The organism is Amycolatopsis sp. CB00013 (assembly GCF_001905755.1).
GTDB lineage: Bacteria > Actinomycetota > Actinomycetes > Mycobacteriales > Pseudonocardiaceae > Amycolatopsis > Amycolatopsis japonica.
Window position 1 is genome coordinate 1501897 of record NZ_LIWC01000002.1, and the last position, 24867, is coordinate 1526763.

At 69.4% G+C, this 24867-nt stretch carries 22 protein-coding genes; 12 read left to right on the forward strand and 10 right to left on the reverse strand.

The genetic code is table 11. The annotated features are described in order from the left end of the window. Positions 1-13 precede the first annotated feature (13 nt). The 3 genes from AMK34_RS17260 to AMK34_RS17270 all read left to right on the forward strand — a co-directional run bounded on the left by AMK34_RS17260 (position 14) and on the right by AMK34_RS17270 (position 3176). On the forward strand, positions 14-1696 hold the full coding sequence (locus tag AMK34_RS17260) for a TM0106 family RecB-like putative nuclease (RefSeq protein ID WP_378411291.1): 1683 nt from the start codon (positions 14-16) through the stop codon (positions 1694-1696). A gap of 79 nt (positions 1697-1775) precedes the next feature. After that, positions 1776-2384, forward strand: coding sequence for a PadR family transcriptional regulator (locus AMK34_RS17265; protein ID WP_073845984.1), 609 nt, complete (start codon positions 1776-1778; stop codon positions 2382-2384). Positions 2385-2501: 117 nt separating this feature from the next. Next, entirely contained in the window at positions 2502-3176 is a 675-nt protein-coding gene (locus AMK34_RS17270; RefSeq protein WP_038507199.1) for a class I SAM-dependent methyltransferase, read from the forward strand. A 70-nt stretch (positions 3177-3246) separates the two neighbouring features. Here AMK34_RS17270 and AMK34_RS17275 read toward each other — a convergent pair whose 3' ends face one another. Next, entirely contained in the window at positions 3247-4005 is a 759-nt protein-coding gene (locus AMK34_RS17275; RefSeq protein WP_037333780.1) for an SDR family NAD(P)-dependent oxidoreductase, read from the reverse strand. Between the two features lie 158 nt (positions 4006-4163). Here AMK34_RS17275 and AMK34_RS17280 point away from each other — a divergent pair, with 158 nt between their 5' ends. Beyond that, a complete protein-coding gene (locus AMK34_RS17280) occupies positions 4164-5474 on the forward strand; it encodes a UDP-glucose dehydrogenase family protein (RefSeq protein ID WP_073845985.1) in 1311 nt (436 codons plus the stop codon). On the opposite strand, the gene AMK34_RS17285 is transcribed toward AMK34_RS17280, so the two are convergent. After that, entirely contained in the window at positions 5469-6047 is a 579-nt protein-coding gene (locus AMK34_RS17285; protein ID WP_038507202.1) for a TetR/AcrR family transcriptional regulator, read from the reverse strand. The genes AMK34_RS17280 and AMK34_RS17285 overlap by 6 nt on opposite strands. 113 nt (positions 6048-6160) lie before the next feature. Here AMK34_RS17285 and AMK34_RS17290 point away from each other — a divergent pair, with 113 nt between their 5' ends. From AMK34_RS17290 to AMK34_RS17300, 3 genes are read left to right on the forward strand one after another with little or no spacing between them, the layout of a single operon-like run. Beyond that, entirely contained in the window at positions 6161-7354 is a 1194-nt protein-coding gene (locus AMK34_RS17290; protein WP_073845986.1) for an FAD-dependent monooxygenase, read from the forward strand. Between the two features lie 13 nt (positions 7355-7367). Further along, a complete protein-coding gene (locus AMK34_RS17295) occupies positions 7368-7775 on the forward strand; it encodes a hypothetical protein (RefSeq protein ID WP_241832808.1) in 408 nt (135 codons plus the stop codon). Between the two features lie 32 nt (positions 7776-7807). Then, on the forward strand, positions 7808-9571 hold the full coding sequence (locus AMK34_RS17300) for a gamma-glutamyltransferase family protein (protein ID WP_073845987.1): 1764 nt from the start codon (positions 7808-7810) through the stop codon (positions 9569-9571). Positions 9572-9754: 183 nt separating this feature from the next. Here AMK34_RS17300 and AMK34_RS17305 read toward each other — a convergent pair whose 3' ends face one another. Genes AMK34_RS17305 through AMK34_RS17315 form a run of 3 tightly spaced genes read right to left on the reverse strand, consistent with a single transcriptional unit; the run spans position 9755 to position 12637 of the window. After that, complete coding sequence (locus AMK34_RS17305; RefSeq protein WP_073845988.1) at positions 9755-10642, reverse strand: VOC family protein; 888 nt, start codon at positions 10640-10642, stop codon at positions 9755-9757. Continuing rightward, entirely contained in the window at positions 10635-11153 is a 519-nt protein-coding gene (locus tag AMK34_RS17310; RefSeq protein ID WP_038507214.1) for an RNA polymerase sigma factor, read from the reverse strand. Before AMK34_RS17310 ends, AMK34_RS17305 begins: the two co-directional genes overlap by 8 nt. Before the next feature lie 53 nt (positions 11154-11206). Continuing rightward, complete coding sequence (locus AMK34_RS17315) at positions 11207-12637, reverse strand: MFS transporter (protein WP_073845989.1); 1431 nt, start codon at positions 12635-12637, stop codon at positions 11207-11209. 108 nt (positions 12638-12745) lie between these two features. On the opposite strand from AMK34_RS17315, the gene AMK34_RS17320 reads away from it, so the two are divergent. From AMK34_RS17320 to AMK34_RS17340, 5 genes are all read left to right on the forward strand, one after another. Continuing rightward, positions 12746-13579 (forward strand): helix-turn-helix transcriptional regulator, encoded by an 834-nt coding sequence (locus AMK34_RS17320; protein ID WP_143202466.1) that lies wholly within the window; start codon positions 12746-12748, stop codon positions 13577-13579. Between the two features lie 63 nt (positions 13580-13642). Next, on the forward strand, positions 13643-14491 hold the full coding sequence (locus AMK34_RS17325; protein ID WP_241832785.1) for a hypothetical protein: 849 nt from the start codon (positions 13643-13645) through the stop codon (positions 14489-14491). 58 nt (positions 14492-14549) lie between these two features. Beyond that, a complete protein-coding gene (locus AMK34_RS17330) occupies positions 14550-15674 on the forward strand; it encodes a sensor histidine kinase (protein ID WP_143202467.1) in 1125 nt (374 codons plus the stop codon). After that, a complete protein-coding gene (locus tag AMK34_RS17335) occupies positions 15671-16339 on the forward strand; it encodes a response regulator (RefSeq protein ID WP_073845992.1) in 669 nt (222 codons plus the stop codon). Before AMK34_RS17330 ends, AMK34_RS17335 begins: the two co-directional genes overlap by 4 nt. Positions 16340-16893: 554 nt before the next feature. Beyond that, a complete protein-coding gene (locus AMK34_RS17340; protein WP_073846334.1) occupies positions 16894-17547 on the forward strand; it encodes a Crp/Fnr family transcriptional regulator in 654 nt (217 codons plus the stop codon). A gap of 339 nt (positions 17548-17886) precedes the next feature. On the opposite strand, the gene AMK34_RS17345 is transcribed toward AMK34_RS17340, so the two are convergent. The 5 genes from AMK34_RS17345 to AMK34_RS17365 are packed head-to-tail and all read right to left on the reverse strand — an operon-like array spanning position 17887 to position 24731. Further along, positions 17887-19653 carry a glycosyltransferase family protein gene (locus AMK34_RS17345; protein WP_073845993.1) on the reverse strand — a complete coding sequence of 589 codons (1767 nt, stop codon included), beginning with the start codon at positions 19651-19653 and terminating at the stop codon, positions 17887-17889. Then, on the reverse strand, positions 19650-20201 hold the full coding sequence (locus AMK34_RS17350; protein ID WP_241832786.1) for a hypothetical protein: 552 nt from the start codon (positions 20199-20201) through the stop codon (positions 19650-19652). Before AMK34_RS17350 ends, AMK34_RS17345 begins: the two co-directional genes overlap by 4 nt. Further along, positions 20194-22095, reverse strand: a complete 1902-nt coding sequence (locus AMK34_RS17355; protein ID WP_073845995.1) for a glycosyltransferase family 4 protein — start codon at positions 22093-22095, stop codon at positions 20194-20196. Before AMK34_RS17355 ends, AMK34_RS17350 begins: the two co-directional genes overlap by 8 nt. After that, a complete protein-coding gene (locus AMK34_RS17360; protein WP_073845996.1) occupies positions 22092-23435 on the reverse strand; it encodes a methyltransferase in 1344 nt (447 codons plus the stop codon). Before AMK34_RS17360 ends, AMK34_RS17355 begins: the two co-directional genes overlap by 4 nt. A 3-nt stretch (positions 23436-23438) precedes the next feature. Next, complete coding sequence (locus tag AMK34_RS17365) at positions 23439-24731, reverse strand: flagellar basal body-associated protein FliL (protein ID WP_073845997.1); 1293 nt, start codon at positions 24729-24731, stop codon at positions 23439-23441. Positions 24732-24867: the final 136 nt, after the last annotated feature.

The window sequence follows — 24867 nt, forward strand, 5'->3', positions numbered from 1 at the left end:
CGATGTGGCGGGCATGTCGGCTTGCCGGTGGCCTTCTAGAGTGTTGTCCGTGAGTAACGAGGTGCTACTGGACGCGGGAGCGGTGAGCCGCTGCCGGCGTCGCGTGCACCTGGAACACGATCCGGCGATGCGCGAGGTCCCGCTCGCCCCGCCCGACCCCGCCGCACAGCAGCGGATCGCCGACGCGTCAGCGCATCGCGACGCGATCGTGCGGCGGCTCATGGACGCCACCGGACCCGATGCGACCTGGGTCAAGATCCCTCGCGACCTCCCGGCCGCCGAGCGCGTGCAGCTCACCGAAGAGGCCTTCGCCGCCGAAGCGCGCTACATCTGGGGCGCGCTGCTCCCGGTGGATCGCGCCGGTCATCGGCGTGGCGGCTCCGAACTCCTGGTCCACACCGGCGACGGCTACGTGCCGGTGCTGGTCGTGCGGCACCGCATCACCGATCGCGGCGCGGGCGCGCCGACCACCGCGATGACCGACCTCGATCCGGCGAACCGGGTGCCCGACGCGGCGCGAAAGGTCCGCTCGCAGCCACGGGACCAGATGCGGCTCGCGCACCTCTATCGGATGCTCGAAGCGCTCGGAAAGCACGAAGGACACCGCGCGGTCGGGGGCGTCATCGGGCTCGACGCGGACGTCGTCGTCTGGCACGACCTGTCCGCGGCCACCTGGCCTGGCGGCCGAAGCGCGCTGACGGAGTACCAGAGCCGCTTCGCGGACAGGCTCGCCATCGCGACCGCCGCCGCCGAAGGGGACGAGCCGCTCGCCGAGCCTTCCCGCGTCCTCGAATGCCGGCGCTGTCCCTGGTGGCCGACGTGCGAGGTCGTGCTCACCGAAACCCGCGACGTCAGCCTGGTCGTCCGCGGCGAGGACGCGATGGAACTGCGCCGCGCCGGGGTGTCCACAGTGGACAAGCTGGCCGCGCTCGATCCGGCCGACGAGCCCCCGCCGATGAACTGGACCGGCGGCACCTTCGCCGACTCGATCATCCTGGCGCGCGCCTGGCTCGCCGATCTCACGATGGTGCGCAAGGTCGACCGCGTCGAGGTCTCGCGCGGCGACGTCGAGGTCGACGTCGACATGGAGAGCTTCGGTGATTCCGGCGCGTACCTGTGGGGTTCGCTGCTGACCGGTGCCGACATCGGGATGGAGCAGGGCTATCGGGCGTTCGCGACCTGGGAGCCGCTGCCGACCGCCGACGAGGCCCGGTCGTTCGCGGAGTTCTGGGCCTGGTTCACCGAAGTCCGCGAGCGCACGCTCGCCGCGGGCCTGACCTTCCGCGCCTACTGCTACAACGCGCTCGCCGAGAACCGCTGGCTCTTCGGCTCCGCGAGCCGGTTCGGCGACTACCCCGGCGTCCCCAAGAAGGCCGAGATCGCGTCCTTTGTGGACTCCGAAGAATGGATCGACCTCTTCCGCAGCGTCACCGACCAGTTCCTGTGTTCGCACGGCAAGGGACTCAAGGTCATCGCCCCGGTCGCCGGGTTCGCGTGGCGCGATCCGGAAGCGGGCGGCGAGGCGTCGATGCGGTGGTACCGCGACGCCGTCGGCATGGACGGCGGCGTCCCCGACGACGTCCAGCGGGAGCGCCTGCTGCGCTACAACGAGGACGACGTCCTGGCCACGCACGCGCTGCGGAACTGGATGACCGAGCACGCGCAGACGTCCGTGCCGTACATGAACGACCTCTGATCCCGGCTCCCGCCGAGCTTGCGATCACTCGCGGCCCTGTGGATACTCGTTGACGAGTACTCGTCTACGAGGAGGCGCGGTGAAGCGGCGCAAGGTCGGGAATCTGCTGGCGCTGGCGATCCTGTCCACGCTGAACGAGCGCCCGATGCATCCGTACGAAATGGCCTCGGTACTGAAGAGCCGCGGCAAGGACCGCGACATGGGGATCAAATGGGGTTCCTTCTACACGGTCGTCGGCAACCTGCGGAAACACGGTCTCATCGAGGCCGCGGAGAGCGGTCGCGACGGCGCCCGCCCCGAACGAACGGTGTACCGGATCACCGACGCCGGCCGTGACGAAATGCTCGACTGGCTGCGTGAACTCCTGGGCGAGCTCGCGCCGGAGGAGCCGAAGTTCGTCGCCGGGCTGTCGGTGATGGGGTGGCTCGGTCCGGACGAGGTGGTCGCCCTGTTCCGCACCCGGCTGGCGGCGCTGGAGGAGGACATCGCCTCGACGCGAGCGGAGCTGGCACGGCTCCTCGAAGAGATCCCGCGGCTGGTGCTGCTCGAAACCGAGTACCACCTGGCGATCCGGGTCGCCGAGGCCGAATGGGTCCGCTCGATCCTCGGGGAACTGACTTCCGGCTCGATGCCGGGGCTCGCGCAGTGGCGGGCCATGCTGGCGGAAAGGGGGAGTACCCGCAGCTGAAAGAGCCCCGGCGAGGTGTTGCAGCACCCCGCCGGGGCGACGATCCCGCAACCGGAACCCGGCCACGAGACGGCACTTCGAGGATAACCGGGCTCCGGGTGGACAACCTGGAGAGACATGTCGAACATCAAGGACAGGAAACGGTTCAAGATCTTGCCGGAGATGGGCGGCGCGCTGGCGCGGAACTACGCCCGGCAGCGCGGCACCGGACCGCAGATCGAACAATGGCGGCAGCAGGCGCGCGAACTCACCGCGGACCTGCCGGAAGGCGCGAAGATCCTCGAGGTCGCCTTCGGCCCCGGCTACTTCGCCGTCGAACTCGCGCGGCTCGGGTTCTCCGTCACCGGCCTCGACGTCGCGCCGACGTTCGTCGAGATCGCGAGCGAATACGCGCGAACTGAAGGAGTCGAGGTCTCGTTCCGCGAGGGCGATGTCGCGGCGATGCCGTTCGACGACGAGTCGTTCGACTTGGTCGTCTGTCAGGCGGCGTTCAAGAACTTCGTGTGGCCGGTGAAGGCGCTCGACGAGATGCACCGCGTGCTGCGCCCTGGCGGGACGGCCGTGGTGCAGGACATGAACCGCGACTCGACCGATGGCGACATCGTGCGCGAGGTGGAGAGCATGAAGCTCGGGAAGCTGGCGGCACTCGGTGTGCGGCAGGCGCTCACCGGGCTGCGGCGGCGGGCGTACACGCCGGTCGATTTCGGCGGGCTGGTCGCCGAAACCGCGTTCCGGACGGGTGAGATCACGACGTCGGGCATCACGCTGGACGTCCGCCTCCGCCGCCCCTGAGATGCAATGAAAGGTCCTTTCCTTGCAAATTTCGCAAGGAAAGGACCTTTCCTCTCACGCGGGGGCAGGCTCAGCGAGGAGCCATGCGCAGCGAGCCGTCCATCCGGATGACCTCGCCGTTCAGGTAGTCGTGGTCGATCAGCGACAGCGCGAGCTGCGCGTACTCGTCCGGCCGCGCGAGCCGCTTCGGGAACGGCACGCCCTCGGCCAGCGAAGCGCGGAACTCCTCGCTCACCGTCGCCAGCATCGGGGTGTCGACGATGCCCGGCGCGATGGTCAGCACGCGGATCCCGTGCGACGCGAGGTCGCGCGCGGCAGGCAGGGTCATCCCGACGATGCCGCCCTTGGACGACGAGTACGCGACCTGCCCGATCTGGCCGTCGAAGGCGGCGACCGACGCGGTGTTGATGATGACGCCGCGCGCGTTGTCGGCCAGCGGCTCGGTCTTGGCGATGGCCTCGGAGGCCAGCGTCAGCACGTTGAAGGAGCCGATCAGGTTGATCTGGACGACCTTCGCGTACAGCGCGAGGTCATGCGGGCCCTTCTTCGAAAGGATCCGCGCGGACGGCCCGATCCCGGCGCAGTTCACCACGGTCCGCAGCGGCACCCCGGACTCGGCCGCGGTCGCGACGGCGGCGCGTACCTGCTCCGGGTCGGTCACGTCCGCCTCGACGTAGGTGATGCCCTCGATCTGCTCGGCGTTCGCGATGGCGCCGGCGAGGTCCAGCGCGAAGACCCGCGCGCCCTTCGCGGCGAGCGCCTTCGCGGTCGCGCCGCCGAGCCCGGACGCGCCACCCGTGACGAGCGCCGCGGTATCGGTGATCTGCATGTTCTCCCTTTCGTCGGCAACCGTTCATAGGTTAACGCTCGTTCGCATCGGGCCCAGGTGGGATGGCTCACTCCGGTGCGAAGCATGTCGTGAGGAGTATTCGGGCCTGAAGCATTCCGTTCGCTCGGAGGTCAACTCCGGCTGTCACCTTCAGCAGCATGAGCGCTGCTCGGATCGTGGTGGTGGGGACCGGTTACGTCGGATTGACCACGGGGGCCTGCCTGGCCGGCCTGGGGCATCGAGTCACTTGCGTCGATGTCGACCAGGCGAAGGTCGCAAGGCTTTCCGCCGGACGGGTGGACATCCTGGAGCCGGGATTGTCCGAGCTGGTGTCGAGGGGGCTGACCAGCGGGAGACTCGAGTTCGTGGTCGGCGCGCGTGCGGCCGTTCGCGACGCCGAGGCCGTTTTCCTTTGTGTGCCAACGCCGATGGGTGCGGGCGGCTCGGCGGACCTGCGGGCGGTCGAAGCCGTGACCGCCGAGATCGGCGACGTCATCCCGCCGGGGTGCGCGCTGATCACCAAATCGACCGTTCCGGTGGGCACGTCGAAGCGCATCCAGGCGATGCTCGGCCGCACGGACGTGCCGGTGGTGTCGAACCCCGAGTTCCTGCGTGAGGGCACCGCGGTCGAGGATTTCCTCGGCCCCGACCGGATCGTCGTCGGCTCGGACGACGTCGCGGCCGCGCGCTGGGTCGGCGATCTCTACGCCGACCTCGCCGCCCCGGTCGTCGTCGCCGACGCGGCCAGCGCGGAACTGGTGAAGTACGCGGCGAACTGCTTCCTCGCGATGAAACTGTCCTATGTGAACTCGATCGCCGAACTGTGCGAACGCCTCGGCGCCGACATCGACCTGGTCACCGAGGGCATGGGCTACGACCGGCGCATCGGCCGCTCGTTCCTCAAACCCGGGCCGGGCTGGGGCGGCTCGTGCCTGCCGAAGGACACCAGCGCGCTGGTGAAGGTCGCCGAGTCGGTGCAGTACGACTTCACGCTGCTCACCTCGGCGATCGAGGAGAACATCGCGCAGCGGGACCGGATCGTCGCGAAGATCGCGGGCGCCGTCGGCGGCACGCTGGCCGGTTCGCGGATCGGCGTCCTCGGGCTGGCGTTCAAAGCCGGGACGAACGACCTGCGCGACTCGCCCGCCCTCGCGGTCGCGTCCGTGCTGGGCGCGCTCGGCGCGGAACTGACCGCCTACGACCCCGCCGTCGGCGGGCATATCGACGGCATGACCGTGGTCGACGACCCGTACCAGGTCGCGAAGGCCGCCGACGCCGTCGTCGTGCTGACGGAATGGGACGAGTTCAAACGGCTCGACTGGACCTACATGGCCGAGCAGATGGACGGCGATTCGGTAGTCGACACCCGCAATCTCCTCGACCCGCACCAGATCCTGGACGCGGGCCTGTCGTGGCAGGGGGTCGGGCGGCCGCGGGCGGCGCTGCGGCGGAAGGTCGCCGTCTCATGACACCAGCGAAACGAGCTTGAGCAGCCCGTCCACAACCTCCTCGGCCGTCGGGCCGTTCTCCGGATCGAGCATGTGCTGCAGCATCACGCCCGAATTCAGGGCCGTGGCGACCGCGCCGATCCGGCGTTCGTCCGCCTCGGTGAGGGTGTCCTCGTCGATCCCGAGGATGCCCGCCGCCATTCCCCGGCGGCCCTCGCGCTGCGCGGCGGCGAGCTGCTTCCGCAGCTCAGGGTGATGTTCGGACTGCACGAACGCTTCGATCGAGGCGATCCACAGCTGGCGGTTGCGCCCGTACGAGTCGATCATCGCGCGCCACGAAGCCGCGTACTGCTCGGACGGTGACGCGTCGGGGTCGACGGCACCCCGCATCTCGACCTGGATCTCCTTGCCCCAGTCGTCCATCGCCTGCGAGAACGCCGTGAGCAGCAGGGCTTCGCGCGATCCGAAGTGGTAGCCGATCGCCGCGTGGCTGACTCCCGCCGCCGTCGCGATGTCCCGCACCGTCGTGCGTGACCAGCCCTTTTCTTTCAAACACTCGATGGCGCCCGCCATCAGGTCCTCGCGATTACCCATGCCCGCGATCCTAGACCACGCGGTTTATCCATTTGGTTTGACCAAGCGGCTTGACCAAGCGTGCAAATCTGCCGTACGGTCGCTCCCATCACCACGAACCCAGGGAGCAAGCCATGACGACCACCGTTCTGATCTCCGGCGCCGGTATCGCGGGTCCGGCCCTCGCCTTCTGGCTGCGGGAGCGCGGTTTCGCGCCGACCGTCGTCGAACGGGCGCCCGCTCTGCGTGAAGGCGGCAGCGCGGTCGACTTCCGCGGCGAGCAGATGACGCTGCTCAAGCGCATGGGGATCCTCGAAGACATCCGCGCGAAGGAAACCGCGATGGGCGCGCAGGTCATCGTCGACACGCGAGGCAAGAAGGTCGCCCAGATGCCGTCGGTCTTCTTCAGCGGCGAAGTCGAGATCGAGCGCGGAGACCTGACGCGCATCCTCTACGACCACACGAAGGACGACGTCGAGTACGTCTTCGGCGACTGGATCACCCGGCTGGACGAGGTCTCGGACGGTGTCGACGTCGGCTTCGCCCACGGCGAGTCACGCAGATTCGACCTGGTCGTCGGTGCGGACGGGCTGCACTCGGGCGTGCGGCGGCTGACGTTCGGCGACGAAGAGCTGTTCCGTACCGACCTCGGCTTCCGCACCGCGGGCTTCAGCGCGCCCAATCACCTCGACCTCGACCACCTCGGCCAGATCTGCAGCGTCCCCGGCCGGACGGTCATGGTCGCCAGCGGTCGCGATCGCTCGGCGCTCAATGTCAGTTTCGTCTTCGCGTCGGAGTCGCTGGAGGTGGAGCGACGCGACGTCGAGGCGCAGAAGAAGGCCCTCGCTGAGCGCTACGCCGACTTCGGCTGGGAAATCCCGACGCTGCTGGAAAGCCTCGGTGATGCGGACACGCTGTACTTCGATTCGCTCAGTCAGATCCACCTCGACAAGTGGTCGCGGGGCAGGGTCGTGCTGCTCGGCGACGCGGCCTGGTGCGCGGGTCCCGGCGGTTCGGGCACTGGGCTCGCGATGATGGGCGCGTACATCCTGGCGGGGGAACTCGCCGCGGCACACGGAGACCACGAGGTCGCTTTCGCGCGGTACGAAGAGAAATTGCGCGGTCCGGTGAAGATCTCGCAGAAGCAGGCGGCCGGTATCGGCACGTTCCTCGCGCCGAAGACGCGGTTCATGGTCGGCTACCGGAACTTCCTGTACCGGATCCTGGGTTCGCGGCCGATGACGAAGGTGTTCACGTGGATCACGTCGCGGGCGGCGAACGCGGCGACACTGGAAAACTATGACGCTCCGGTGGTCGCGCGGGGATAGTTTCGGTGGGGTGATGGACCAGAAGGAATTCCGCCGGGCCTGCTATGAGGCTGCCCGGAGGACGGCCGGTGCCGTGAAGGAGTTCCAGCACTCCTATTACGCGCCGAATTTCGACCAGTGCCACATCGCTTATCCCCACCGCACCGTCGCCGTACTGTGGACGCGGGACTGGGGCAGGAACGCGACCTGGCACGGGCTCGGCGTCGCCGCGACGCCGGTGGAATACGGTTCGCTCACCTTCGTCGACGAGCCGGGCTTGCTGGCCGTGCTGAAGGAGCTTCTCCCCGCTTGCCGGGTCTTCACCCGTGCCGAGCTGGAGGGGCCGCTTGACCAGGCCGAGTGGCCTTGGGTCGATGAAGACGACGTCAGGTACTGGCGACCTGACAACCTCGGCGAAGCCCTCTTCAACCACTGGGACTGAAAAAGTAGTTAGCAAAGCGTAGTATCACCGTCGTGTTCACGACCAGGCCGGAACTGGCCGGCACCCACGGCATGGTGGCATCGACACACTGGCTGGCCTCGGCCACCGGGATGGCGGTGCTGGAAGACGGCGGCAACGCCTTCGACGCGGCGGTGGCCGCCGGATTCGTCCTGCAGATCGCCGAGCCGCATCTGTGCGGCCCGGCGGGGCAGGTCCCCGGCATCTTCGTCACCGCGACGGATCGGACGCCGAGAGTCCTCGCGGGTCAGGGCGTCTCGCCTGCGGCCGCGACGCCCGAATACTTCGCGGATCTGGGGCTCGATCTGATCCCCGGCAGCGGCTTGCTACCCGCGACCGTCCCGGGCGCGTGGGACGGCTGGCTGCTGCTCCTGCGGGATCACGGCACGAAGTCGTTGCGCGATGTCCTCGGTTACGCGATTTCCTATGCGCGTAACGGAATTCCGCTGGTCAGCCGGGTCGGCGACACGATCCGCGCGGTCCAGGACCTCTTCACCGAGCATTGGCCGACGTCCGCGGCGCTCTGGTTGCCGGACGGCAAGCCCGCGGAGGGGTTGCACCGCAATCCGGCGCTCGCGGACACGTGGGAGCGGCTGCTCGCCGAGGCCGAGTCGGTCGGCGGCCGCGAGGCGCAGATCGACGCCGGGCGCCGCGCGTGGTCGCAGGGTTTCGTCGCCGAATCGATCGAGGCGTTCAGCCGCAAGGCTTTCCGTGACGACTCCGGCCGCGATCACGCCGGTCTCCTCACCGGCGAGGACATCGCGGGCTGGGAAGCGACGTACGAGGACGCGCTGCAGGTCGACTTCGGGGACTGGGGCCTGGTGAAGATGGGCGCCTGGACGCAAGGCCCGGCGTTGCTGCAGCAGGCTCGGCTGCTGGACGGTCTGCGCGACGAACTGTCCTATGTGGACGGAATACCGACCGAACGCACGGTGCACTTGGCCGTCGAGGCGGCGAAGTTGGCTTTCGCGGACCGTGAGGCCTGGTACGGCGACTCGTCCGACGTGCCGATCGATCTGCTGATCTCCCGCGAGTACGCGGACGCCCGCCGGGCCTTGATCACCGACGAGGCGTCCGCCGAACTGCGGCCCGGCGGACCCTCGCCGCGGCTGCCCGCGATCCTCGAAAGGCTGCGCGGACTGGAATCCGGTTCCGGTGCGACGGGGGAGCCGACGGTCGGGCCGCTGGGTGAGACCCGCGGCGACACCGTGCACATCGACGTCGTCGACGCGGCCGGGAACATGATCTCGGTGACGCCGTCGGGTGGCTGGCTGCAGTCGAGCCCCACGATCCCGGAACTCGGTTTCTGTCTCGACTCGCGTGGACAGATGTTCTGGCTGGAACAGGGTTTGCCGAACTCGTTGGCACCACGCAAGCGGCCGCGGATCACGCTTTCGCCGTCGATGGGCCTGCGTGACGGCGAGCCGGTGCTCGCGTTCGGCACGCCGGGTGGCGACCAGCAGGACCAATGGCAGCTGTGTTTCTGGCTGGCGCACACGCTCGGCGGGCTGAACCTGCAGGAGTCGATCGACTCGCCGGCGTGGCACACCACCGCGTTCCCGAGTTCGTTCTATCCGCGTTCGTGGACGCCGCGGGAACTGGTGGTCGAGTCACGGCTCGGTCAGTCCACAATGGACGCACTGGCCGAGCGCGGGCACGCCGTCGTCGACGCCGGACCTTGGGCGCTCGGGCGGCTTTCGGCCGTGTCCCGGTCCGGCGGCGTGCTCCGCGCCGCCGCCAACGCGCGCGGCATGCAGGGCTACGCGGCAGGCCGCTGACTCTTGCCGTGAAGGCCTCCTTCCCTACTTTCAGGGTAGGGAAGGAGGCCTTCACGGCAAGCGGTTGTCCACAATGGCTCCCGCCTGTGGACAACCCGACTCACGTCCGCCTCCCGGACCCCATCGGCGATAGACTGGCTTCGGGGTCGCCCCCCTGGGAGTGGTGGGGGGTGGGGTGGTGACTTAAGAGCGCGGCTGTTCCCAGAGCCAGAATTCGATGCCCTGGTTGTCCACGCACTCGGCGCTCAGGCCGTACGGCTGCTGTTCGGTTTCGCCGACCTGGCCGCCCTGGGCGCGGACACGGTCGAGGGCGGCGGCGAGGTCATCGACGGCGTACATGACCTTCCAGCCCACCTGCCGCCCCGGGCCACCCCAGAGCCCGCCCTGCAAACCGGAACCTTCGACACCCCAGCCGCCTTCGACCCGTCCGGGTGAGAACTGCCAGCCCAGAACGGCGCCGTAGAACGCCTTCGCGCGTTCGTCGTCCGGGACCTGGAAGGTGAAGTAGCCCGCTTCGCCGTGCCGGATCGGCGTAGCGCCGGAAGCCGGCCGAGGGGCCGCTTGCGCGACGAGCCACCGCTGGCCGTACGGGTCCTTGATCTCCCCGCTCAGCCCGTGGCCCTCGTCCGCGACGGGACGCCGCAGCTCTCCGCCCAGCTCCACAGCGCGCGCGGCCGAAGCATGCGCGTCCGCGACCTCGACCCGGATCAGCGGGCCACCGGCGGGCGCCACGACGATGCCCAGTTCGGGGAACTCCTCCGCGAACATCAGCACGCTGTCCCCGATGGCCAGTTCGGCGTGCCCGACGCGACCGCCCTCCATCACGATCGGGTCGGACCGCCGTCGCGCCCCGAACACCTCGACGTAGAAGTCGAGCGCGGCGCGGGCGTCCGTCACCACGAGGTACGGCGTCAAAGAGCGGACTTCGGCATCGGTGGTGGTGAGTGTTTCGGTCATCTCGGCTCCGTTCAGGACGGCGCGACGAAGGTTGTCGCGCAGTTCGGCGGCGAAGAGCGGGTCAGGCTCGACAGGCTGCGAGGGCGCGCGAAGCGCGTCGAATGGATCAGGCATCGCGACCCTCCTTCTCCTGGTAAGCACGCCGGAACGCGGCACGGGCCCGCACGAGCAACGCCTCCGTGGCGTGCACCGTGCGTTCGAGATGCTCGGCGACCTCCGGGACCGGGAGGCCGTCGACGTAGCGAAGCGTCAACGCGGCTTGGTGATGCGCCCCGAGCGACGCGAGCACCTCGCGTGCCAGCAGCGCGTCCAGCCGTTCGTCCCACGGATCGGTGTACTCCTCCTCGTGGACGAGCCGCAGCCCGCGTTCCTCGCGTTCCTTGCGCCGCCAGTGATCGGCGAGTTTGTGCCGGGCGACGCCGATCAGCCACCCGGTGCTCACAGGCGGTGCGAGCTCCTTGCGACAGGCCCTCACCGCGCCGAGGAACGTCTCCGACGTCAGTTCCTCGGCGAGGGTGCGATCACCGCACCGGGACAGCAGGTACCCGTAGACCTCCGGCAACGCCGTCTCGTACAGCGAAAGCAGCGCGAAGGCCGGGTCCCGATGCACCCGTGGTTCCGTCACATCCCCATCGTCGCTCGGGGAGCCACAACTCCGACGGGTGAAACCGAACTTTCTCAGCCACGCGGGTCCGGCAGCCGCCGCGCCACCGTGATCACGCCGACCGTCAGCACCGCCTGGATGCCGATGACCAGCGCGAACGCGCCCTTCATCCCGAGTGGCCCGGCACCGGCGGACGCGAACAACGTCCCCAGCGTCGCGACGCCCAGCGCCATCGCGGCCTGCTGCGACGTCGTGAGCATCCCGCTGCCGACGCCGGCGATCTCCGGCGGCACCTTCGACAACACGATCCGGAACACCGTCGTCATCGCCAGTCCCTGGCCGAGGCCGCACAGCAGCATCCCCGGCGCGAAGTCGAGCACGCCCAGGTTCGGCCATTCCAGCAGCACGGTCCCGATCAGCACCAGCAGCCCGAGCAGTTGCACCGAGAGACCGGCGGCCACGACCCGCTGCCCGAACCGGGTCACCAGGCGGCTGCTGACCAGGCACATCGCGAAGAACGCGAGCGAAAGCGGCGCCGTCACCAGGCCGGAACCAAACGGCCCCAGGTGCAGGCCGTCCTGCAGCGTCACCGCGAACACGAACATGAACGCGCTGAATCCGATGAAGAACGGCACCCCGACCAGCAGACCTTGTCGCACACTCGGCATCCGCATCACCGACGGCGGCAGCAGCGGGACACCGCCCCGGCGTTCCATCCGGCGCTCGACGTGGATGAACCCGGCCGCGGCGAAGGGGAACACGACGAGCAACGCGATCGTCCACAGTGGCCAGTCCAGCACCGGTCCTTCCGCCAGCGGGAGCAGCAGCGACACCAGCGCGATCGCGAGGAAGACCGTGCCAGGGCGGTCGATGCCGATCGGGTTCCGCGAACGGCTCTCCGGGATCAGCCGCCGCGCGACCACCAGACCGACGATGCCGACGGGCACGTTGACCAGGAAGATCGGCCGCCAGCCGGTACCCCAGAGATCGGCGGCGACCAGCGCTCCGCCGAGGAACTGGCCCAGCACCATCGAAAGCCCCGCTGTCGCGCCGTAGAGGCCGAGAGCCTTGGAGCGGCGTTCGCCGGTGGTCGCCGCCTGGATGATCGACAGCACCTGCGGCAGCATCAGCGCGGCGGCCGCCCCCTGCGCGGCCCGTGCCAGCACCAGCGTCAACGCCGTCGGCGCGATTCCGCAGAGCAGAGAGGTGAACGTGAACGCGGTCAGCCCGATCAGGAACAGCTTGCGGCGGCCGAAGGCGTCGCCGAGCCGTCCGCCGACGACGAGCAGGACGGCGTAGGCGATCCCGTAGGCCGCGACCACCAGTTCCAAGGTGGCCGACGACGTGCGGAGGTCCGAACCGATCGCGGGCAGGGCGATGTTGACGATGAAGAAGTCGATGAGCGGAAGTGCCGCCCCCAGCAGCACGGTGACCAGGCCCGCCGAAGTCAGGGCCGGGCCGGCGGTGACGCGCGCGGGCGTCGCCGGAACTTGCGTCGAAGTCATGAGTACCACGATCAGCCGATCGCGACCCTGGTACCAGGAGTGTGTTTATCCTGGTACCACCACTACCTGGTAACCGGCTTCGAGCTTTGCGAACCTGATGAGGTGACCATGACCGTCGATTCGCGAGTGGCCGAAGTGCGGCGGCACGAGCTGGCCGCGTTCCTGCGCAGCCGCCGCGAGCGCATCACGCCTGATCAAGTCGGCCTGCCGATCAGCGGCAGGCGCCGCACGCCGGGACTGCGGCGCGAGGAGGTCGCGCAGCTGGCCGGGGTCGGGGTCACCTGGTACACGTGGCTCGAACAGGGCCGCGACATCAACGCGTCCGAGCAGGTGCTGGACGCGCTCTCCCGCACCCTGCGGCTCGACCCGCACGAGCACACGCATCTGTTCACCCTCGCCGGCGCGCCGGAACCGCCGCTGGAGAAGGACTGCAAGCTCCTCAGCCAGAACATCCACCGGATGATGAACAAGCTGGAGCCGTTCCCGGTCTGCGTGCGCAACGCGCGGTGCGACATCCTCGCCTACAACCGCGCCTACGACTGGCTGATGGGCGGCCTCGACGACATCCCGTTCGAGGAACGCAACACGCTCATCCAGTGCCTGACCAATCCCGAGTGGCGCCGCAGGCTCCCGGACTGGGAGCTCAACCTGCCCCGGGTGGTCGCCGGTTTCCGCGCCGCGATGGCCGAGCACCTCGCCGAACCGGCGTGGAAGAACCTGGTCAAACGCCTGCGGCAGGAGTCCGAGCTGTTCGAGCGGATGTGGAAGGAACACGACGTCTCCACCGAACGGATCGTGCTCAAGCGATACCTGCATCCGGACGTCGGCCTGCTGCGGTTCGAGTTCTCGTACCTGTACCTCGGGCGGCGTTCCGAGATCTCCCTGGCGACGCTGACCCCGGCGGACGAAGAGACCGCGGCGAAACTGCCCGGCTCCTTCTGAAGGGGGAGGCGGACCAGGCTCGCGAGGGAGCCTTTCCGCGGCGTGAACGCCGACGCTGGGTGCATGACCGTAGCGATGGCTCCACCCAAGATCTCCAGCGCTCGCCTGATCGTCTGCTACGCGGCGATCCTGGGCACGCTCCCGTACCTGACGTTGAAGGCGTCCTGGGTCACCGGAGGCAGCCTCGGCCTCCGAGATCCGTCCTTTGTGGACTCCGACCTGATGTTGCTGGCGAACCTGGCGACCGGCGGGATGGACGTCGTCGCGGTGGTACTGGCGCTGGCGTTCACCTACTCCTGGGGACGGCGGATCCCCGCGCCGCTCGTCCTGTTCCCGATCTGGATCGGCACCGGGCTGCTCGCGCCGATCGTGCTGGACCTCCCGGTGATCGTCGCCGACCTGTCGACCGCGCAACTGGCCGAAATGCCGCTGGAGAACTGGGTCTGGGCCGTCGTCTACGGCGGTTTCGCCTGGCAGGGGATCCTGCTGCTGACCGCGTTCGTGCTCTACGCCAGGGACCGCTGGTGGTTCGTCGTCACCGGCACCGTGAAGCCGGGGACCATCGGCGCGGCGGGTGTGCTCGGCGTCGCCGCCGCACTCGTCTGCGCGGCCTCCCACACGATCTGGGCGTTCGGCCCCGGCGGTATCGCCGCTCGTGGCCAGGACATCGTGATCGCCGTGCTCACGCTCCTCGCCGTTCTCGCGCTGGCGAACGTTTCGCGAGGGCGGTTCTGGCCGCGGCTGGTGCTGGTGTGGACCGGTGCCGGCGCGATGGCGGGCACCGGGGCGTGGGGCCTGTTCGCCGCGCTCACCATGGGAGCCGCGGATCACGCGGCGGTGCTGGCCGTGCAGGTGGCCGGCGGGGTGCTGATGATGGTCTCGGTCCTGCGGCGGCTACCGCACGCGGCGTAGCCGGGAAGCCGCTTTTCAACGGACGCGACACGCCCCCGCCCCGGGTAGCTTTCGTCCTGTGCTGCTGAAGGAACGGTATCCGTGGAGTCCCTGGGTGGGCCGCGTGCTGCGCGTGGTGCTGCCGCTGGGGTTCGTCCTCGGCGCCACGAGCGGCGCCTCGCGCTGGCAGCCGGGCGCACCGCAGCTGACCTTGACCGGGGTGCTGTGGCTGGTCGCCATCGCGGTGCCGTTGCTGATCGTGCACCGCTTCCCGATGACGATCTTCCTGCTCACGTCCGCGCTGACGCTCGGCTACTACGCGTCCGGCAACCCGGGCGGTCCGGCGATCGTGCTGCCGACCATCGCGCTCTTCCTGCTCACCAAGATCCGCGGGCCGGTCGTCGCCGGGTCCACCGGCGGAGCACTGCTGGCGGTGGCGGGGGTCGCGTTGTTCGTCCGGCACGGGTTCGCCGGCTTCGACCTGCGGACCGGGCTGGGCCTGGTCTGGGTGATCGCGGTCGTCGGGGTCGGGACGGCGGTGCGCAACGGGATGGCCGCCGCGCGGGCCCGCCGCGAACAGGCCGACGAGCATCGGCACCGGATGGCCGAGCAGGAGCGGCTCGCCATCGCCCGCGAGGTGCACGACGTCGTCGCGCACAGCCTCGCGATGATCAACGTCCAGGCCGGGGTCGCCGCGCACGTCGCCGACAGACGTCCTGAGCAGGCGAAAGAGGCGTTGCTGAACATCAAGGAAGCGAGCGCTTCGGCGCTGAAGGATCTTCGCGCGACGTTGGCCGTGCTGCGGTCCGGGGAGGACAAGGCGCCCGCGCCGAGCCTCGCCCAGGCCGACGAGTTGTTCGAGCACGCCCGTGCCGCCGGGCTGGAGGTCCGCGTCGACGGCGAGCCGGGGGAGCTGCCCGCCCCGGTCGATGGCGCCGCGTACCGGATCCTGCAGGAATCGCTGACGAACGTGGTCCGCCACGCGAACCAGGCGCGGGGCGTCGACGTCAGGTTCGAGCGGAAAACCGGTGCGCTGACGCTGCTCGTCCGCGACGATGGCCGTGGCGCCGTCGAACCCGCGCCCGGGCACGGGCTGCGCGGGATGTCCGAACGGGCGGCCGCGCTGGGCGGCGCGCTCACGACGTCGGTGGTGAACGGCGGCTTCCAGGTCCGCGTGGACCTGCCCATCAAGGGGGAAGAATGACGATCCGGGTGGTTCTCGCCGACGACCAGGTGCTGGTCCGCGCAGGTTTCCGGGTGCTGCTGGAGACCGAAGACGGCTTCGAGGTCTGTGCCGAGGCGGGGGACGGCGAGCAGGCGGTCGCGGCCGCCGTCGAGCACCGGCCGGACATCGTCGTGATGGACGTCCGCATGCCGGGCATCGACGGGCTCGAAGCGACGCGGCAGATCACCGCGAATCCCGAACTGGCCGGGGTGAAGGTCCTGGTCCTGACCACTTTCGACGTCGACGAGTACGTCTACGAGGCGTTGCGCGCCGGTGCGAGCGGGTTCCTGCTGAAGGACACCGATCCGGTGGAGCTGCTGCGGGCGCTGAAGGTGGTGGCCGCGGGCGAGGCGCTGCTGGCGCCGACCGTGACCCGGCGGCTGATCGCGGAGTTCGTCGACCGCCCGGAGAACCGCCGCATCGACGTGAGCGCCGTCCGCGAGATCACCGACCGCGAACGCGAGGTCCTCGGCCTGGTCGCCGGCGGCATGTCGAACGACGAGATCGCGGCGCATCTGGTGATCTCGACGGCCACCGCGCGTACGCACGTCAGCCGCATCATGACCAAGATCGGGGCGCGCGACCGGGCGCAGCTGGTGGTGCTCGCCTACGAATCGGGGCTGGTCAGCCCTCGCCGGGGTTGAGATTCCCCCAAAATGCTGAGATCGCCGAAAAACCTCCGCCGTGACGGGGAGTCGTCAAGCGCGGCCTGACGTCGACAGTCCGTTAATTCGCTACCAGACTGACTTGAGGCACGCTCTGACTTAGGCCGTGCATCTGCACGTGCATAGACGCCACTCATGCCTCTTCTTCGTCTCCACCAGGAGTCCGGCCGGATTCCGATCGCCGGTTCGAAATCAGATGGATGTACGGCTAACCCTGATTTCCTGACGAATCCAGCGGTATCGCGCGGGATTCCGCTCTCGTGAGCGTGCACGGTGCGTGATTTTTCCGCCGTCCGACCGTCGGGATAACGGTTACTTTCCGTCGCGAAATCGCTCCCTGGACGGGTTCTGCTCGCTCCGTGTTGCTTTGTCGCAATGGCGCTGAGCATTAGTCTCCGGCTGAACGGCAGGGGGGCTTTCACCTACCCGACGTGATTCTCACCCGGCCGGGCAAGAAATCGATTCACCTTTTTCTCTCACTGGGAGTCACCATTGACGGCAAAGACACCCCGCCCGCTTCCGGCGGTCGGCTGATGGGCGGGGACTTCCTGGCCGCGGTCACCGAACGGCAGCGCCGTCGGCTGCTCGACCTCGGCAAACATGTCGATCACGCGGCGGGCACGATCCTGCTCCACCAGGGCGACCCGGCGCCCCCGGTGCTGATCCCGCGCTCCGGCTACGTGAAGGCGCTGCGTGCGGCCCAGGGCGGTTCGCCGCCGATGATCGTGGACCTGCTCGGTGCCGGTGACGTGCTCGGCGTCGAGGACTGCCTGGCCGGACGGCCGAGCCACCTTTCGTACATCGCCACGAAACCGGTTCGCGTGCTGGAGATCCCGAGGATCGCGTTCCACGCCCTGCTCGACGACGATCCCGGGATGACGGCCCTGATCACCGCGGACCTGGCCGTCCGGCTGCGCCTGCGGAACGTCGCACTGGGGTTCGCGACGGCCAAGGTCCGGAGCAGGCTGACCGCGTTCCTGACCAGGATGCAGGCGCTCTACGGCATTCCCGGTGAGGAGGGCGTCGTGATCGACGTGGGGCTGAACCACACGGACATCGCCTCGGCGATCGGCGCTTCACCCGCGTCGGTCAACGCCGAAATGGCGAAGCTGAAGAACGAAGGATTCTTGAGCACCGGCTACAAGACGATCCACTTGAAGAAACGTTCGCGGATCGCGGTGGGGTGAACGGGGCTTCCCACGAGGAAAGCCCCGTCCATCTCCCTCATGCGCCGCGGGGTGCGCAAGATCGGGTCAACTGCGCCTCAGTTGAAGCGCGAGCCGTATGACGAACACGACGGCCAGCGCGGCGACCAGGGCGATTTCCCAGGCCATGGCTGCTCCTTATCGGCCGGCATCCGAACTCGTCAGATGCTCTGCCCATAAGGCGCATCAGCGGGGGAGGACGTTCACCGACACGGCCCAACTCACACTTTCGGACCAACGCCACGCCCACTACCCGTGCAATGAAAGGTCCTTTCCTCGCAAATTTTGCAAGGAAAGGACCTTTCATTGCACGGGGGGCAGCTACAGAGCGCCCACGGCCGCCCACACCCGATGCGGGTCGAGGTCCATCGGCCGCGAGTCCGGATCCGGGCGCAGCCGCCGCAGCAGGATCTGCTGCACCAGCGTCGTCGGCCGGGCCGACGCGGCCACCCGCCGCCAGAACAGGTGATCCTCGAGGCCTTCGAACAGCACCTCGGTGTTCCACCCGCCGAACTCGTCGACCAGCGACCGCCGCACCAGATAGCCGCTGCCGAGATACGGCAGCGTCCGCAGGCGCCGTTCCTCCGGCGGCAGGGCGCCGACCAGGCCGTCCACCGGATCCGCGACCGGGCAGTGCACGACGTCGGCGCCCTCCGAAACGGCCAGCAGCCGCTCCAGCAAGAACTCCGAAGCCCGCATCCCGCCGTCGAGCACCAGCAGCCACGACGCCGTCGAACGCTCCAGCAGCGAGTTCCGGGTGAGCCCGCGGCCGAGCGGGGCCTCGTGCAGCAGGACGTCGTACGGGCGCGGCCGCGGCCACGGGTGCACGCCGTCCTCGCCGACCAGCACCTTCCGCGGGGTCACGCTACCCGTGATCAGGTCGTTCGCGAGATCGTCCGGGTCGGCTTCGCCGGTCCGCCGCACGATCAGCACGTCGACGTCGGCGGTGCCTGCCATCGACGTCGCCGCAGGCTCCCAGGTTCGCGAGGCGACCCGCCGGGCCCCCGCCGCGCGCTGCGCGATCCGGGCCGACAGCGCCGTCCCGCTTGCCGAGGCAGGTCCGGCGGCGGACCGGTCGCCCGCGAACCGCGCGTCGAACGACGGTGTGTCGATCGCCAGCGCGTTTTCCGGATTCCGCAGGCTCGTCGCCCGCGCCCGCGCCGGGGCGATGTCCGCGGCGGGCGCCGAACCCAGCGAGGACGCCAGCTCGATCAGCCGCCGCGCGGACGCCGTCATGTCCAGCGACTTCACGAAGCCGTAGGCGGCCGAACGCAGGTGCCGTTCCCGTTCCGGCTCGCCGGCGAGCGCGGCGACGACCGAGCCCAGCGACTCCGGCCGCGCCAGGACCAGGTGCTCGCCGGGGACCATCGGTTCGACGTCGACGGACGTCTCGCTGATCACCACGCAGCCGTTGGTCATCGCTTCGAGCGTGCGCACCCACTCCAGGGTCTGCTTCCGCTCGCGGTGCAGGTTCAACAGGAACCGCGACCGCGCGAGGTGTTCGAATTTCGCCTTGCCGGGCAGGAAGTCGACGCGGGCGGCGGTCATCGGCTCGTGCGGCGGGGTCAGCAGCCGCGTCCGCAGGCCGGCGAGGTCCCGCGCGTACGAGCCGAGCAGCATCGACCGACGCCGTTCGGCCGTGCCGAGGTAGGTGACGTCGAGGTCGCGCGGAGCGTCGAGGTCTCCGCCCCACAGATCCCACAGCGGGGTGTAGCCGAGCTGGAAATGCTCGACGGTGATCCCGCGCCGCCGGAGTTCGGCGGTCGAATCGGTGTTGATGTCGACGGCGCCGCCCAGGATGGACAGCAGTTCCGCGTTGCGCTCGAAGGTCGCCGTCCCGGGGTGCTCCACGCAGAACCCGATGGTGCGACGGCACTGTGCGGCGGTCGGGAAGTCGGCGTCCGGGATGGTCACGAAGTACTCGTGGGGGACGACGACGTACACCGTGTCGCCGTCGGACTCGGGGTACGCGCCGATCGCGGTCCTCGCCTTGCCGCCCGCCGTGCGCACGGCGTCGGCGACCACCTCCAAGAGCTCCTCCATGAAGGCGGAACCGCCCTCGGCGGACACGAAGCAGAGTTCGGTCACGGCCGGTCCATCTTCTTTCGCACGACACGCAGCGGAGCGGTCACCCGCCAGCTGACGGTGCGGCGTGTGGCGTCGAGTTCTCTTGCCATCTCGGCGGCGAGCCGTTCGGCGTTGAGCAGGCGCTGCCGGTCGACCGACGGTTCGCCGCCGGGCAGGACGTCCGCGTCGGCGACGCCCGCCGACACCACGAGTTCGGCGTCGAGCAGCGCGAGCCGGAGCTTGTCCCGCTCCTCGCGGCAGGTCTTCAGCTCCGCGCGCAGCGAGTCACGCTGCTGGTGGGCGAGCAGGACCTCGGCCTCCAGCGCCTGAAGCCGCGCTTTGGCGACGTCGAGCTCTTCCTGCTGCGAAGCCACTTTTTGCTTCAACACGGCTTGGATGGCGGCGGACTCGCCTTCGTCCGGCGCGGAGGCGGTGGCCTCGCGCAGTTCGTGCTCGGTTTCGGCCAGCTTCGCCTTCAGCCGGTCTTGCTCGGCGGTGAAGACCTGCCGTTCGGCACGGAGCCGGGTCAGCTCCGCCTGGACACGGCCGGGAATGTCGGTGTCAGACATGAACGCCCCCACTCAGTTCGGTCAGGATTTCGGAGTACTCGCGCGCGTAGCCCGCCGGGTCGAGCCACGGCAGCAGCTTCTCGTGCGCGGCCTTGGCCATCTCGCGGCGGCGCGTGGCCGACGTGCCCAGCGCGCGCAGCAACGCCGCGGTCAGCGCGTCGACGTCGTTGGTCTCGAACAGCCAGCCCGTCTCGCCGTCGACGATCATCTCCCGCGCGCCGAACACGTCGGTCGCCGCGACCGGGACGCCACAGGACACGGCTTCGAGGATCGAGCGCGGCAGCGACTCGATGTCGGAGTTGTTCACGAAGATGTCGGCGGCCTGCAGCCAGCGCAGCGGATCCGGCTGGATCGGCACCAGGCTGACGGATCTCTCCAGGCCCGCGCGTTCGACCGATTCCTCCATCGCCAGCCCGTACGGCGACGGGTGCAGACCGACGATGGACAGCTTCGCCTCGGGGTGGATCCTGTGGATCCGCTCCATCGCCGAGATCAGCGGCGCCTGCCCCTTGCGGGATTCCGCGATGCCGATATTGACCAGCACGATGTCGTCCGGCGAGTAGCCGAGCATGTCGCGCGCCTGCTGCCGCGTCTCCGACCGCGTCCTGCCGCCGAACTTGTGCATCGGCGTGCCGTACCGGACGGTCCGGCAGCGTTCCGGCTTGCTGTACGGCAGGAACATCTCGCGTGTGGCGTCCGCGACGAACAGCAGCTTGTCGACCTCGGCGAGGGTGCTTTCCCAGCGCTGCCAGACCGCGGCGGGCGGTTTCGCCGGGCCCCAGTTCTGGTAGGCGAACGCGGGCAGCGAGAAGCTCTCGTGGATGACCCACGCCGTCGGCATCCCGGCGCGCTTCGCCGCGTCGGCGCCGACGAAGCCGCCGAGAGTGTTGACGAGCGCGACGCCCGCTCCGGAGCACTTCGCGAAGCGCGCCAGCTCGGCGACATGCCCTTCGTACGCGGGCACCGTCTGGCTCCGGTAGTGCGTCGTGACGTGCACGGGGATGCCGAGTTCGCGGCAGTCCGCGCGCAGCGGGCCGTCGGTCTCGCTGACCAGGCTGACCTGCCAACCGTGGTCGGTCACCATCCGGCTCAGCAGTTCCTGCAGCCACAGCTGCCCGCCGCCGACGCTGAGGCTGTGCGTGAACACCAGCACGTGCTTCGGGTCGGTCGGGATGTTCACCCGCGCCATCGCGCGGGCGGTGTCCTCGGCCAGCTCGTCGGCGCGTTCGGCGTCGTCCAGATCCGCGGCAGGGTTGCGAAGCGTGAAGGTGCGCTTCGCCGATATGACCTCGCCGACGCCATCGGTGCGGTATCGGACGCGAAGCGACAGCGTCCGCTCTTCGCCGTACGGGAGGTCGACGGGCACCCGCGCCTCGAATCCGCTCACCGCGGCGTCGTCGAAACCGGGGAATTCCTCGGGAACGTCCTTGCACGGCAGACGGGTGCGCGCCCTGACCGTGCCGCCGCCTTCGACCATGATCTCGATCAAGCTGGGCGCCCGCCCTTGCAACAAGGCCCAACCCGTCACATGGACGACTTGCCCTTCGGCGACCTTGTCCTGCTTCGGCGTCTTGAGTTCGCCCAGCCACAGCGGTTCTTCACCCGGCAGTGTTCCGACGTGGACGGTCGCCCGGTTCAGCACGCGCTCGTCCGGGCCGGCGACGACGATTTCCTGAGTGCCCGCGGGGACCGCGGAGGCCGGGACCGCACGCCAGCCGAACGTGCCTTCGGGCGCGCCTGGGCACGACTCGGGGGACAGGACCGCCTTGACGTCCGCGATGGTCACGGACATCTCGTCGATCCGGCTGATCCCGGTCGTCCAGCCCCGGAGCTCGAACAGATGCCCGACAGGCCGGTCCGGGGTCAGAATGCCGGCGGTATGCAGGCTCGTCATCGCTTCGCTACCTCGTCTTCGTTCGCCGCCACAGCGGCGCCGGCCTTCGTAGGACGGTACTCGTGGACGGTCCGCGCCAGGCGCGTTCGCCAAATCCCGGCGATGGCCGCGCGTACCTCGTCGGTGCCGTGCGCGGCGCCGCACGAGCCGATCGTGGAGAAGGCCACTTCACGCTCCAGCGCGCCGTCCACAAAGGAGGGATGGAGGCCGATCAGCACGCCGAGCCAGCCCGCCAGATCGCGCATCGAGCCGTCGTCCGCCGCCGCGGACCAGCCCGCGTCGGTGAGCTTGTCGGCCAGCACCAAGACCCCGCGCTCGATCACTTCGGGCACTCCGGCGCCCGCGTGCCGCCATTCGAGGTCGATCGGGCGAAGCACCGCACCGTCGACGAGGACGTTGTGCGGCACCAGATCCCACAGCGCCTCGACCCCGCGAGCCGCCTCCGCGCGGACGAGATCCCGCCAGCCGGTGAGCAGCTCCGCGACCCGCTCCGGCTCGTCGAGCAGGACTTCGACCATCGTCGGGGCGTCGTAGACCTTGTCCGTGCACGGTCCGACCGAGATCCCGGCCACCGGCGGAGACGGCACCAGCGGCACGCGGCGAACTTCGGCACCTTCACCGGTGCGCACGACGTCGGCGCGCGTACACGCGAACGCGGCGCGCTCGGCGGTGTTGAAGTAGGTCGCGAGCCGGAAGGCCGGCCAGAGCGCGGCGGCGCCGGGACCGCAGAGCAGGGCGAGGCCGTTCGCGGGACCACCGGTGATCGCCGCGGACAGCCGGGGCAGTTCGGTGTCGATCCGCTCGCTCCGTACCGCGCGGGCGACCTCGTGACCGGGAGAGCAGAGCAACTCCCGCTGGACTTCGAGGCCCGCCGTCGCCAGCGTCCCGGCGACAGCGCGCGAAGACGTCAGCACCACGACGGCGCCCATCGGCGACAACCGCTCGCGAACCGACTCCAACAGACCCCGTGTCGCGTACGGCTGCTGGACGACGACGAGGTCGTAGCCGTCGGACGGCGGCCGGTCGTGCACCGAGACCGTGCCGAGTTCGTGGGTGCGGAACCGCACCGCGGCGGCACGGACCGGGTCGGCCTCGACGGCGTGCACCGTCGCCGAGACCTCGCCCAGATACCTGGTGAGAGCACCGAAACCGGCGCCGACCTCCAGGACCTTCGCCGCCTTCGGCAGCACGAGTGCCCGGAGGACGTTCGCGGCGCCATGGTCGAGCTGGACCCTCTCGGCGGCGCCCTGACCGGCGAAGTGCAGCTCGTCGGACAGCGAACCGGTGTCCTCGGTCAGGGAGAGCAAGGTGGTGAGCAACCGTGCCGTCGCCGCGGACATGGATCAGCCGGTGACGGCGTAGTTTTCCAGCGTCTTCTTCATCGCGCGCTGGTACGTGCCACTCAACGCCTTCTCGCCCTCTTCGCCACCGAGCGGGTTCTGCAGGATGTCGACGCGGACGATGTTGTTGCCGCTGATCCAGGTGCCCCGATAGGTGCCCTTGTCGCCGTCGATCTTCTTCTGGAAGTTCAGCTTCGGAGGCATCCCCGGCAGCGGCTCGGTGATCTGCACGAACCCGTTGGTCGCCTGGTACTGGCGAAGCTGCTTGACCAGATCGGCCGCGGCGCCGGGGCTGGTCAGCGGGATGACCGTGACCGAGATCTTCGCCGGCTGCGGGCCGGTCTCGTCCGGCTCCTTCTGCGAGCCGCGGTACGCGACCTGCTTCACGCCGGCCGCGATGACCAGATCCGCCTCGCCCTTCTCCAGCCCGGCGATCTCGGCGAGCTGGGCCGCGGGGATCGCGCCGCTCTTCGAGTCCTCCTTGCCGGACTGCTCCGGGATCTTCTCGAACAGCAACTCTTCCGGCGTCTTCGGCTTGGTCGGCGACGGGGACGGCGACGGCGGGGCGGGCTTCGTCGCGGCCGTCGGGTCCGGCGGGGTGTCACCGCCACCGGAGAAGGCGAAGTAGCCGCCGACGCCCAGCCCGCCGAGGACCAGGACGGCGACGATCACGATGATCGCGATCTTGCCGCCCTTGCCCTTGGGCTTGTCCTCGAACACCTCGGGGCCCTGCTTGACCCATTCCGTGCTGCCGACCGGCGAGATCGGAGGGAAGTCCGAGCCACCCCACGGCGGGCTGACGTCGTTGTCGTCGGTCCAGCCCTGCTGCTGCGGTTGTTGCTGCGGATAGCCCTGGTGCTGCTGCGGAAAGCCGCCCGCGGGCGAGGCCTGGCCCTGCTGGGGGAAACCACCCGGCGGCGACGCCACCGGCGGCACGACCTGGGTGCGGTTCGGGTCCGCCTGCTGTTGCTGCCAGTTCGGGACGACCTGGGTGCGTTCGCCCTCACCGCCCTGCGGCTGGTTCACCGGCGCGATGATCTGCGTCGAGTCGGCGCTGGGCTGGCCGGGCTGCTGCTGCGGCGCCTGCTGCTGTTGCGGAGCGGGCGGCTGTTGCTGCTGCTGGAACGGCTGCTGCGGCTGCTGACCGGGCTGCTGGACCTGCTGCTGGGCGGGGTCGCCGTACGCGACCGCCGAAGACAGCACCTGGTCACGGCGGAGCCGGTAATCGTCGGCGGAGAGCCGCCCAGATGCGAGCTCTTCGTCCAGATTGCGCAGCTCTTCCTGCCAGGACACCACCGGCCCCCTTTTCCGAATTTCCGGCGGGAATGCTCCCGGCCGTCGCGATACCACCACTGCGGTGACCTCGCACATTCTGCACTGCCCGGAGTCGATACGCCCTCGCGGGTCGAATCGTGATCTCCCCGCGACCTGT